This window comes from Pseudoxanthomonas wuyuanensis, assembly GCF_900215535.1.
Lineage (GTDB): Bacteria > Pseudomonadota > Gammaproteobacteria > Xanthomonadales > Xanthomonadaceae > Pseudoxanthomonas_A > Pseudoxanthomonas_A wuyuanensis.
Map to the genome: position 1 here is coordinate 137,231 of NZ_OCND01000009.1, position 12,059 is coordinate 149,289.

The 12,059-nt window shown below is 63.0% G+C and carries 10 protein-coding genes and 1 pseudogene; 7 read left to right on the plus strand and 4 right to left on the minus strand.

Going from position 1 to position 12,059, the window contains the following annotated elements:
* Positions 1–72 precede the first annotated feature (72 nt).
* Positions 73–276, plus strand: a complete 204-nt coding sequence (locus tag CRO39_RS16835; RefSeq protein ID WP_097123143.1) for a dodecin family protein — start codon at positions 73–75, stop codon at positions 274–276.
* A 19-nt stretch (positions 277–295) separates the two neighbouring features.
* On the opposite strand, the gene CRO39_RS16840 is transcribed toward CRO39_RS16835, so the two are convergent.
* Positions 296–1,120 carry a kinase gene (locus tag CRO39_RS16840; protein WP_097123122.1) on the minus strand — a complete coding sequence of 275 codons (825 nt, stop codon included), beginning with the start codon at positions 1,118–1,120 and terminating at the stop codon, positions 296–298.
* 59 nt (positions 1,121–1,179) lie between these two features.
* On the opposite strand from CRO39_RS16840, the gene pdxH reads away from it, so the two are divergent.
* Positions 1,180–1,779, plus strand: a complete 600-nt coding sequence (gene pdxH, locus CRO39_RS16845) for a pyridoxamine 5'-phosphate oxidase (protein ID WP_097123123.1) — start codon at positions 1,180–1,182, stop codon at positions 1,777–1,779.
* Between the two features lie 17 nt (positions 1,780–1,796).
* Complete coding sequence (locus CRO39_RS16850) at positions 1,797–2,681, plus strand: cobalamin-binding protein (RefSeq protein ID WP_097123124.1); 885 nt, start codon at positions 1,797–1,799, stop codon at positions 2,679–2,681.
* 209 nt (positions 2,682–2,890) lie between these two features.
* Here CRO39_RS16850 and CRO39_RS16855 read toward each other — a convergent pair whose 3' ends face one another.
* From CRO39_RS16855 to CRO39_RS16865, 3 genes are all read right to left on the minus strand, one after another.
* Positions 2,891–3,346, minus strand: coding sequence for a DUF4426 domain-containing protein (locus CRO39_RS16855; RefSeq protein WP_238394687.1), 456 nt, complete (start codon positions 3,344–3,346; stop codon positions 2,891–2,893).
* A 10-nt stretch (positions 3,347–3,356) separates the two neighbouring features.
* Positions 3,357–4,211 carry a pyrroline-5-carboxylate reductase gene (proC, locus tag CRO39_RS16860; protein ID WP_097123126.1) on the minus strand — a complete coding sequence of 285 codons (855 nt, stop codon included), beginning with the start codon at positions 4,209–4,211 and terminating at the stop codon, positions 3,357–3,359.
* A gap of 269 nt (positions 4,212–4,480) precedes the next feature.
* Positions 4,481–5,215, minus strand: a complete 735-nt coding sequence (locus CRO39_RS16865) for a YggS family pyridoxal phosphate-dependent enzyme (RefSeq protein ID WP_097123127.1) — start codon at positions 5,213–5,215, stop codon at positions 4,481–4,483.
* 94 nt (positions 5,216–5,309) lie between these two features.
* On the opposite strand from CRO39_RS16865, the gene CRO39_RS16870 reads away from it, so the two are divergent.
* The 4 genes and pseudogenes from CRO39_RS16870 to CRO39_RS21435 all read left to right on the plus strand — a co-directional run.
* Entirely contained in the window at positions 5,310–6,347 is a 1,038-nt protein-coding gene (locus tag CRO39_RS16870; protein ID WP_097123128.1) for a type IV pilus twitching motility protein PilT, read from the plus strand.
* Between the two features lie 163 nt (positions 6,348–6,510).
* Positions 6,511–7,641 carry a PilT/PilU family type 4a pilus ATPase gene (locus CRO39_RS16875; RefSeq protein ID WP_097123129.1) on the plus strand — a complete coding sequence of 377 codons (1,131 nt, stop codon included), beginning with the start codon at positions 6,511–6,513 and terminating at the stop codon, positions 7,639–7,641.
* Between the two features lie 1,908 nt (positions 7,642–9,549).
* Positions 9,550–9,837 (plus strand): annotated as a pseudogene (locus tag CRO39_RS21430) (DUF6531 domain-containing protein); the annotation flags it as partial.
* A 33-nt stretch (positions 9,838–9,870) separates the two neighbouring features.
* Positions 9,871–12,059, plus strand: a 2,189-nt coding sequence (locus CRO39_RS21435; protein WP_484564948.1) for an RHS repeat domain-containing protein, incomplete at its 3' end; no start/stop codon positions are given.

Below are 12,059 nucleotides of genomic sequence, written 5' to 3' on the forward strand. Positions count from 1 at the left end.
AGCTATTTGCGGGACACCACACTAGGGTGAAATCCCGGCGCAATGCCGCCGACCGTCAGCAAGGAGTACATCATGTCCGTGGCAAAAGTCATCGAAGTGTTCGCCTCTTCCCCCAGCAGCGTCGAGGACGCGGTGAAGTCGGGGCTAAAAAAGACCTCGGAAACGGTCAAGAACATCAAGGGCGCCTGGGTCAACGAAATCAAGGTGGTGACCGACGGCGACGGCAACATCACCGAATGGCGGGTCAACCTGCGCATCACCTTCGTGGTGGAGTAGGGCAAGAGCGCTTCTTTCTTCACTGTAGGAGCGCGTTGCGCTGCGCATCCAGCGGAATCGTACGGTCGGCGATGCCAGGCAGCGTGCGCAGTGCCTGCCGGCTGACCCGTTCGAAGAAGCCGATGAAGCGCTGCACCTGAGCGTAGTCCATGGCCGGCTTGCCGGGCTGTTCGCGCGCCAGTTGCTGCTCCTGCTGCCAGCGCCATTGCGATACCGCTTCGAAACCCGGCGGTTGCAGGAACCACAGCGCGTCGAAACGCCGCCACAGCGCCGGATAGGCGCGGCGCAACGCGTCGTTGCAATAGCGCCGCCAGCGCCCGTCCGCGTCCTCATCGCGCTCCAGCGCGTTGACCGGCGCGGCGAGCGCCGCCTCGTCCTCGGCCGGCGTGCCCAGCAGCCAGCCTTCGATGATCACCAGATCGGCGGCGCCGGCCACGACCGGCCACGACGCGCGCGGGGCGGTGTCGTCGGCCAGCTTGTCGAAGCGCGGCAATGCTGCAGCGACGCCCTGTTTCAGCGCATCCAGCGTGGCGCAGGCAAAACCGACGTCGTGGGTGCCGGGCGGCCCGCGCGTGGCCAGCAGCGGGTGAACATCGCGCGCCAGGCGTTGGCGGGCGGCCTTGCCCAGATAGAAATCATCGATGGACAGCACCGCGGCGGTGCGTCCGCGCCGGCTGGCCAGCGCCGCCATCTGCGCGGCCAGCGTTGACTTGCCGCTGCCCTGCAATCCGGAGATGGCGAACACCGGCACCGCCGCCGGCAGCGCCAGCGCCGCATCCAGCGCGGCGGCGACCAGCGCTTCGGGGAAACCGCCAGCGGCGGGGACGTGCGGATCGGCGACCATCGCGAGACAATAGCGCATGCCTGCCGTCGGCGATGACGGCTTTCCCCACCGGTGTTCCGATGACCGATCTCTACGCAGAAGCCCTTGCCACCTTCGCCAGCCTGTTCGAAGAGGCAAGACAGAGCAGCGAAACCGAACCCAATGCGATGACGGTGGCGACCGCAACGCCGGACGGGCGCCCGTCGGCGCGCACGCTGCTGCTGAAATCCTTCGACCAACGCGGCTTCGTGTTCTACACCCATCTGCACAGCCACAAGGGCCGGGAGCTGGAAACCAACCCGCGCGCGGCACTGCTGTTCATGTGGCGCAGCCTGCGCGAAGCCGGCATCCAGGTCCGTATCGAGGGCCGCACGCAGTTGGTCGAGCCAGCCGAGGCCGACGCGTACTTCGCCTCGCGTCCGCGCCTGAGCCAGATTGGCGCCTGGGCCTCGCGGCAGTCGGAAACGCTGGCCTCGCGCGAGGAATTCGAACAACGCATCGCCCAGGCCGAAGCGCGCTTCGAAGGTCGCGATGTGCCGCGCCCGGAAGGCTGGAGCGGTTTCCGGGTGGTTCCCGAGGTCATCGAATTCTGGTACGGCGCGCAGTTCCGCCTGCACGAGCGCTGGTGCTACGAATGCGACAGCACCGGGCAATGGAGCAAGCGGATGCTGTTTCCGTGAGGGCACGGGAATCGGGAATGGAGAATCGGGAATCGGAAAAGCCGGAGACAGGCATTGCCGGCGATTCCCCATTCCCGGTTCCCGCTTCCCGGCCTTTCGGCCCACGCCGCATCGTCTGCCTGACCGAGGAGCCGACCGAAACGCTGTATGCGCTGGGCGAGCAGGACCGCATCGTCGGCATCAGCGGGTTCACCGTGCGGCCGGCGCGGGCGCGCAGGGAAAAGCCCAAGGTCAGCGCGTTCACCAGCGCCAAGGTCGGCGAAATCCTCAAGCTCAAGCCGGACCTGGCGATCGGGTTTTCCGACATCCAGGCCGATATCGCCGCCGAACTGATCCGCCACGGCGTGGAAGTCTGGATCTCCAACCACCGCAGCGTCGATGGCATCCTGGACTACGTCCGCCGGCTGGGCGCGCTGGTCGGCGCCTCCGCCAAGGCCAACGATTACGCCGATACGCTGCAGCGCGGGCTGGAGGAGATCCGGCAACAAGCGGCGGCCTTGCCGCGGCGCCCGCGCATCTACTTCGAGGAATGGGACGAGCCGCCGATCACCGGCATCGGCTGGGTCGCCGAACTGATCCGCATCGCCGGCGGCGACGATGTCTTCCCGGAACTGGCGGCCGAACCGCTGGCCAAACAGCGCATCCTGGCCGATGCCGGCGAAGTGGTGCGGCGCGCGCCGGACATCATCCTGGGCTCCTGGTGCGGCAAGCGCTTCCGTCCCGAAAAAGTCGCCGCGCGCCCCGGCTGGCACGCGATTCCCGCGGTGCGCGATGGCGAACTGCACGAAATCAAATCGCCGCTGATCCTGCAGCCAGGGCCGGCCGCATTGACCGACGGCGTCGGTGAAATCGCCCGCATCGTGCAGGCGTGGGCGGTGCGTTGGTGTTCCGGTCGCGACTGACGTCGCTCCCACAAAGGCGCAGTCTTTCCATGTGGGAGCGACGTCAGTCGCGATGGCGCCCCGATAGCCGCCCCGTATGCGTGATGAAGAACGCGCCGCAGCGCGTCCGGATGGCAAACAAACAGGCTTCAGCCGCTATTCGAGTTCGCGGTTGCGACTCACCGGTGCCGGCATGCCGGCACCACTCCCACAGTTGCGGACATGCACAATCAAAAATTCCGCTGGAACTGCAGGGTTTCCTTGCGCCCGCCGCTGTCGACGGCGACTTCGAAGCGATAGCTGTTGCGCGGGGAAACGCGGGCGATGCCGATATGGTCGCTGTAGTCGCCAATGTCGATGACGCGCAAGGCGATGTTCTGGCGGGCACCGGACAGGTCGGACGCCTGCAGCGCCACTTCGCCATCGGTATCGGTTTCTTCGCCACCGCGCACGCGGCGCAGCGCAATGACCACCAGCGCCGTGCCGGGATCCCGCTCGACTCCATATTGCTTGGCCACCGCCTCGCTCAGCGCCATCGTCGGTAGCGCGTTGTAGCGCACGCGCAGATCGCCGAAGTCGCTTTCGGCCGGCACCGGCGCAACGAACTCGGCGGCGCGGGGGCTTTCGCCGCCCGAACAGGCGGCCAGGGCCAGCAGGCAAAGCAGCGGCAGGCAGTAACGGCGCATGGACAGGTTCTCAGTCATTGGCGGCCGACAGCTGCCGGCCGCGCTCGGTGGCGGCGGCAATCGCGCGTTCGACCAGTTCGGCAAAACCGCCGGCCTGGAACGCCTCGATGGCGGCCTGGGTGGTGCCGTTGGGCGAGGTGACCCGGCGCCGCAGTTCGGCCGGGTCCTCGTTGGCTTCGGTCAGCATGCGCGCCGCGCCCAGGATGGTCTGCTGGACCAGCACGCGTGCGGCGTCGGCGGACAGCCCCTGCGCCATGCCGGCCGCTTCCATCGCTTCGGCCAGCAGGAACACATAGGCAGGGCCGCTGCCGGAGACGCCGGTCACCGCATCCATCAGCGCTTCCTGGTCTATCCAGACGGTCTTGCCGGCGCTGGACAGCAAGGTCTCGGTACGTTCGCGGCCGGCTGTCGGAACGCGCGAATTGGCGAACAGGCCGGTGACGCCGGCGCCCAGCAGCGCCGGGGTGTTGGGCATGCAGCGCACCACCGGCAGATCGCCGCCCAACCAGCCTTCCAGTTGCGCGGCGGTGATGCCCGCCGCAATCGACACCGCCAGCGGCTTGTCCCGTTGCGCAATGTCGGCCAGCGACTGGCAGACATCGCGCATCACCTGCGGCTTGACCGCGAACAGCCACAGATCCGCGCCGTAGGCCGCTTCGCGCGCATCGGCGAACACCTGCACGCCGAAGTCGGCCGCCAGCGACGCGCGCAGGGCTTCCACCGGCTCGGCCACGCGGATCTTCGCGGCGTTCGCGCCATGGCCGACCAGCCCGCTGACCAGGCTGCGCGCCATGTTGCCGCCGCCGATGAAGGCGATGGGATGGCCGGGGCTCGGGACTCGGGACTGGGGACTCGAAGGGGACATGGGGAGCCTCGGCTGATTCGGGTTGAGGTTGGGTGCGAAGACAAAGGCTAGGGCCTTTTCGTGTCAAGTTGTAAGAGATTCGTCATGACCGGCCATTCGGCTGTTGCCTTTCAACCGCCGGACCGCGAGTCAAGCCGTCCAGATCGCGACCCAAATCGCTGGGCTCCCGCCTGCGCGCGAGTGACGAAACAAGAATGCCTCTTCAACGCTTGCTGCGCAGTGCTCCAAGGCTGAGTTAAAAGCGGAATGCGCAAAAACGCCAACCGACGCTACGGGTCTCCAGTACCCTGCCCCGAGTCCCCAGTCCCAAGTCCCGGCTCTTCCGACTCCCGGCGCTTGCGCGCCCCAAACAGCGCCGTGCCAATACGCACCATCGTTGCGCCCTCGGCCACCGCCAGCGGGTAGTCATCGCTCATGCCCATCGACAGCGTGTCCACCTGCGGGTAGCACGCGGCGAGCCCGTCGTACAACGCCTTCATCCGCCGGAACGCATCGCGCCGCAGCGCCAGATCCGCATGCGGGGCAGGGATGGCCATCAGGCCGCGCAGCAGCAGGCGCGGTTCGGCGGCAACGGCGGCCGCAAGCGCGTCGAGCTGTTCAGGCCGGCAACCATGCTTGCTGGCTTCATCGTCGATATTCACCTGCAGCAGCACGTTCAGCGGGCCGCGTTGGGCATCGCGATAACGCGCCAGCGCCGCCACCAGCTTGGGCCGGTCCACCGTCTGCACCCAGTCGAACAGGTTCGCGGCCGCTTCGGCCTTGTTGGATTGCAGATGGCCGATCAGATGCCATTCCAGCGAAAGCTCGACCAGGTCACGGACCTTGGAGGCCGCTTCCTGCACATAATTCTCACCGAATGCCCGTTGCCCGGCGGCTGCCAGTGCGGCCACCGCTTCGGCAGGTTGGGTCTTGGAGACGGCCAGCAGCCGCGGCACTGGCCGTCCGGCGTTGCTGGCGGCGTTTTCAAGACGTTGCAGGGTCTCGCTAAGGTTCCTGGCGAGCATTCGGGTCCAACCGTTGGTTATGGCAGCAAGATCGCTATACTGCCTTTCGGGGAAGTATCGTTCCAGTTGATAGCAATTTGGGGGAAGCCGCGTCATGGATATCGCCGAACTTCTGGCGTTCTCGGTCAAGAACAAAGCCTCGGACCTGCACCTGTCGGCAGGCCTGCCGCCGATGATCCGGGTGGACGGCGATGTGCGCCGCATCAACATTCCGGCGCTGGACCACAAGCAGGTGCACGCGCTGGTCTACGACATCATGTCGGACAAGCAGCGCCGCGATTACGAAGAATTCCTGGAAGTGGACTTCTCGTTCGAGATTCCCAGCCTGGCCCGCTTCCGCGTCAACGCGTTCAACCAGAACCGCGGCGCCGGCGCGGTGTTCCGCACCATTCCCTCCGACGTGCTGACCCTGGAAGACCTGGGCTGCCCGCCGCTGTTCCGCCAGCTGATCGAGCAGCCGCAGGGCCTGATCCTGGTCACCGGCCCGACCGGTTCGGGCAAGTCGACCACGCTGGCGGCGATGATCGACCACATCAACAAGAACGAATACGGCCATATCCTCAGCGTTGAGGATCCCATCGAATTCGTGCACACCTCGCAGAAGTGCCTGATCAACCAGCGCGAAGTGCACCGCGACACCCACGGCTTCAACGAGGCGCTGCGCTCGGCATTGCGCGAAGACCCCGACTACATCCTGGTCGGCGAGTTGCGCGATCTGGAAACCATCCGCCTGGCGCTGACCGCCGCCGAAACCGGCCACCTGGTGTTCGCCACCCTGCATACCAGCTCGGCGGCCAAGACCATCGACCGCATCATCGACGTGTTCCCGGCCGGCGAAAAGCCGATGGTCCGCTCCATGCTGTCCGAATCGCTGCGCGCGGTCATCTCGCAGGCGCTGCTGAAGAAGGTCGGCGGCGGCCGCACCGCAGCGTGGGAAATCATGGTCGGCACCCCCGCCATCCGCAACCTGATCCGCGAAGACAAGGTGGCGCAGATGTACTCGGCCATCCAGACCGGCCAGCAGTCCGGCATGATGACCCTGGACCAGCACCTGCAGGACTTGGTCAAGCGCAGCCTGATCACCCGCCAGCAGGCCAGGGAATACGCCAAGGACAAGCGGTTGTTCGAGTAAAGCCGGGACCGGGGACCAGGGACCGGGGACCCGAAAAGCGGCGTGATGATTCGAGACCTTACCTAATGAGTGGATCGGCATTGACCAGGTACAGGAAACCGATAATGGGTCTGACGCCCATTGCCGGTCCCCGGTCCCCGGTCCCCGGTCCCGGAGCACTTCCATGAGCACCATCGATTTCACCTCCTTCCTCAAGCTGATGGCGCACCAGAAGGCGTCGGATCTGTTCATCACCTCCGGCATGCCGCCGTCCATCAAGGTACACGGCAAGATTTCGCCCATCACGCAGACGCCATTGACCTCGCAGCAGTCGCGCGATCTGGTGCTCAACGTGATGACGCCGGCGCAGCGCGAGGAGTTCGAAAAGACCCACGAGTGCAACTTCGCCATCGGCGTGGCCGGCGTGGGCCGTTTCCGCGTCAGCTGCTTCTACCAGCGCAATCAGGTCGGCATGGTGCTGCGCCGCATCGAAACGCGCATTCCCACCGTGGAAGAGCTCAACCTGCCGCCGGTCATCAAGACCCTGGCCATGACCAAGCGCGGCATCATCCTGTTCGTCGGCGCCACCGGCACCGGCAAGTCGACCTCGCTGGCGGCGATGATCGGCTACCGCAACCAGAACTCGACCGGCCACATCATCACCATCGAAGACCCGATCGAATTCGTGCACAAGCATGAAGGCTGCATCATCACCCAGCGCGAAGTCGGCATCGACACCGAAAGCTGGGACGCGGCGCTGAAAAACACGCTGCGCCAGGCGCCGGATGTGATCATGATTGGCGAAGTGCGCACCCGCGAAGGCATGGACCACGCCATCGCCTTCGCCGAAACCGGCCACCTGGTGCTGTGCACGCTGCACGCCAACAACGCCAACCAGGCCATGGACCGCATCATCAACTTCTTCCCGGAAGATCGCCGCGGCCAGCTGCTGATGGATCTGTCGCTCAACCTCAAGGGCGTGGTCGCCCAGCAACTGGTGCCGACTCCTGATGGCAAGGGCCGCCGCGTGGCGATGGAAATCATGCTCGGCACCCCGCTGATCCAGGACTACATCCGCGACGGCGAGATCCACAAGCTCAAGGAAGTGATGAAGGAATCCACCAACCTGGGCATGAAGACCTTCGACCAGAGCCTGTTCGAGCTCTACCAGGCCGGCGAAATCTCCTACGAAGACGCCCTGCGCTACGCCGACTCGCAAAACGAAGTGCGCCTACGCATCAAACTGGCCCAAGGCGGCGACGCCAAGACCCTGGCGCAGGGCTTGGACGGGGTTGAGGTGGCGGAAGTGCGGTGATGTTTCGTAGGGTGGGCATGTGATAGTGCCCACCGGCTTCAGCCGGAGCCAGGCAAGGGCTCCGTGCCGGGACTTTGGAAGTGGTGGAATCGCACTGATCGATTGAACCCTTCAGCAACGAAAGGACTCATGCATGGATACGGAAGTTCGGAAACGCAACCCTTGTCAGGCTTCTAACCGCCATATCGAGAGAGCGCCTTCGTCCACAGCAATCTGGACGGAGGCGTACTTCTATAATAATGCTTGTCGTAGCCAGCGTAGGGCGGAACCCGCACAGCGGATTCCGCCGAATTTCTCAGGAGAATCCGGCGGGTCTTTAACAGCAAAGCTGGTCATCGCCTTCGGCGGTTCCGCCCTACGAGGTCTGTGGTGGATTCAGAGAGGACATCTGATGAATCTATCGAAGACCATCGAGAACAAGGTTATTAGTGTCCTTTTCGCTTTTCATACGGACGAACTGATGCCGATCCAGCGCGTTTGCTGGCTGTATAAGGAAATCTTCAAAGGGTGGGGAGTGATGTCGGCGATGCGAGCGTTCGGAGTTTACCGAGAAGACTACTGCAAGCGCCTGGCAAGGTCCGTGCTCAAAGGTGGCGAGCACAAGGTTGGACCGTCGACTCAATTGCGTTGGTTACCCGGGTTCGCTCTCAGAAGATTCAGGTGCATTGAGTGGCTTGCGGTAGGTTGTTTGCTTTTGTGCTCAGGTATAGAGTCTGCGCGCGCCGCAGATCAAGGGCAGGCCTACGTACAATGCATGGCCGAAGGCGCCGCAGCCGAGACAGCAATTGGTCCGAACTATCGTCCGACTCTTGGTCACAGATGTATTTTGCTCAGCGGAGGTTATAGGTGCGAGGTCCTAGCATATGGGAACTCAACGACGCCACATTGGATCTCTTGTTGGTACGCTGGCCGGGGGGATTGGTTTCCTATCGAAGGAACCTGCTTAGCGCGGCCCATTCTTTCCGGAGCGGTGAGTACAGTGAGCAGTTCATTGATGTGTGATCAAGGGTGTGAGTACGGTTCATTAGACGGGGAAAGCTCTCGCCCCACTGGTTATGTTTGTATCGCTCCAGAACTGGAGCTCAAGTCCGGCAAGAACAACTGCTGCATCGAAGGCGGGGTATCTGCGGGTAGCTCTTAAAAGATCGCACGTTGCCGCAAGCATGGAGCTTAGGGAGAGCGGTGTATGAAAACAACTGAAACTCTGCTGCTGCTGGGCTTGACTCTGACCTGGACGCACGATGTGGCAGCACGGCACTATCCAGATCAAGGAGAGGCCTATTTGGGATGTTTGGAAGCTGGACGTAGGTTCACGAGTCGGCCGAGTGCGCCTTGGTCCAAGAACGCCAAGTGCACGTTCATTCCGCACATAGGCGGTAATTCTGGATACTTGTGTACGGCCGACAACATCGTTGCGCAGACAACAGGTAATCAGTGCAACGTAGGCGACATTGTCGCTACTCATACCTTTTCCGCGAACAAGACGTGCTCGGCGAGACCGGTTAACAGTGATGATGTTTCGGTGCCGGCAGGCACTCTGAGCTGTGATGTTGGTTGCGAGCTTGCATCGCTAGGGGACAGTTTACGGCAACCTACGGGTGGAGTGTGTCAAGCACCTCCTCCTGTCGTTGAGCCTGGCAAGGGAAACTGTTGTGACGTTATGGGCGGAAGGTAGTGCGAGATAGCAAGTTATCTTCCTAGGAAATCGGTTCATGGGGCTGCTATGAATCGATGATTGCGCATAGATGCAACACGGTAGTGCCTACGAACGGACGCAACTCTATTGGACTGGCGCGAAAGCATGGGAGGCGTGGTATGAGCAAGAACGAGAGAACTTTTGGTAAGCGTCCATCGTGCCATGTCAGTGGCCAAAGGAAGTTGCCCGTCACCTTCCGTGCGCTGACACCGATGCCGTTCGTCCTGCTAGTTCTGATTGCATGTCTTGGCATTTCAGATGCTTCCGCCCTGGGGCCTACTACCGCTGGCAATCCTGTGAACTTCTTCACCGGCGCAAAGCTTGAAGAAGCGACCGACTACGCTGCGCCGGATGGGAACCTCAGCTTCAGTCGCTACTACAGCAGTGCAAGCGGCTTGCGACCAGTCTCAGAGCTGGGGGCCGCTTGGCGCCATACCTACATGCGGCGGATTGAGAACATCGATTCCACTACCGTAAACATCACCCGCCCTTCGGGTGACTTCTACACATTCAAAAAGCGCTTTGGTGTATGGATGCGAGACCGGGACGTACCGCACCGGTTAACAGAGCAGGTGGACGGAAGTGGCGTAACTACCGGATGGACCCTCGCATCACCGGATGACACGGTAGAGAGTTTTGACGCGACCGGTCGGTTGACGCATATTGCCTCTCCAGGTAGTGAGGTTCTGACACTGGCGTACGCCGGCGACCACTTGTCAGTGGTCGCCGACCAGCGCGGACGAAGCCTGTCTTTCATGTATGCCGGCGGCCAGCTGAGCGCGATAGCGCTTCCTGATGGACAGGAGCTGCAATACAGCTATGACAGTAGTGGTCGTCTTAGCACGGTCAAGCTCATGGACAGAACTATGACGTTGCATCAGATTGCGCATTACGGCTATACCAGCAGCGGCTTTCCTGAGGGACTAACTCAACGTTATGACGGGGCAGATTCCCTTTATGCAAGCTGGGAGTATGACGGCAGCAGGCGAGTCACTCGTAGCGTACACGGCAGTCCGACAGGCTCAATTGACCAAACTACGTTCGCCTACTCTGCGTCAGGCGCCGTAGTCACCGATGCTAACAATCACGCTGTCACCACTACGCCTTCTATCCTGCACGGTCGCGCGAAAGCAAACGGGTTCAGCGGACCTTGCCCTACTTGCAACGGCGATACCTACGCAAGCAGGACTTACGACAACAATGGCTATCCCGATGTGCAGGTGGATTTCAGTGGCGTTTCCACTGATTTCGACTACAGCCCGGAAGGGTTGGTGGTGCGGAAGGTGGAGGCGGCCAATGACACGACGGGCGCAAAGAACACTATCGAAACTGCCTGGCACAGTGATTTCCGTAAGCCAATTCAGCGCGACACGCTGGACGCGGCGGATGTTCTGAAACAGCGAGCGACGTGGAGCTACAACACGCGTGGTCAAGTTCTGCAGTCCAGCATCAGCGACACGGCGTTAGCCCTGATGCGGACAACCGCAATGATGTACTGCGAGGACAGTGACGTGACTAGCGGCATCTGCCCGCTGGAAGGACTGCTGCGATCGGTAGATGGTTCTCTGAGCGGTACTTCGGATGTCACCACCTACACCTACTACCCCACCGACGACGCGACCTGCGCGACAGCCCCCACCACCTGCCCCCACCGCAAAGGCGACCTCTGGAAGGTGACCAACGCGCTGGGCCAGGTCACCGAGACCTTGCGTTACGACGGCGCCGGCCGGGTGCTGTCGGTCAAGGACGCCAACGGCGTCATTACCGACCTGGAGTACCACCCGCGTGGCTGGCTGACCGCGCGTAAAGTACGCGGCGCGGATGACGCCTCCGAGGCCGATGACCAGGTGACCCGCATTGAGTACTGGCCGACCGGGCTGGTGAAAAAGGTCACCCAGCCCGATGGCGCCTTCACCAGTTATGAGTACGACGCGGCGCACCGGCTGGTGGCCATCAGCGACAACGCCGGCAACCGCATCGCCTACCTGCTGGACAATGCCGGCAACCGCATCCAGGAGAACACCCAGGACGCCGGCGGCAATCTCAAGCGCACGCTGTCGCGCCTTTACAACCAGTTGGGCCAGTTGGCCACGGTGGCCGATGCGCAGGCCAACCCCACCGACTTCGGCTACGACGCCAACGGCAACACCACCTCGGTCACCGATACGTTCGGCCGTGAGACCCGCAACGAGTACGACCCGCTGAACCGGCTCAAGCGCACCTTGCAGGACGTCGGCGGCATCGCCGCCGAGACCACGTTCGAATACGACGCGTTGGACAACCTGACCAAGGTCACCGACCCCAAGGGCCTGGACACCACCTATAGCTACAACGGCTTGGGCGACCTGCTGCAACTGAGCAGTCCCGACACCGGCACCACCAGCTACACCTACGACAGCGCCGGCAACCGCACCACCCAGACCGATGCGCGCGGCGTCACCACCGGCTACAGCTACGACGCGCTGAACCGGCTGACGGCCATCGCCTACCCGGACAGCAGCCTGAATGTGGCCTACGTCTACGACATCACCCAACCGGTGTGCACGGCCGGCGAGACGTTCGCGGTCGGCCGGCTGGCCGCGATGACCGACGGCAGCGGCAGCACGCAGTACTGCTACGACCGCTTCGGCCACCTGGTGCGCAAGGTGCAGACCACCAATGGCCAGGCGTTCCAACTGCGCTATGCCTACACCAAGAGCGGGCAGTTGCAGCACATGGTCTA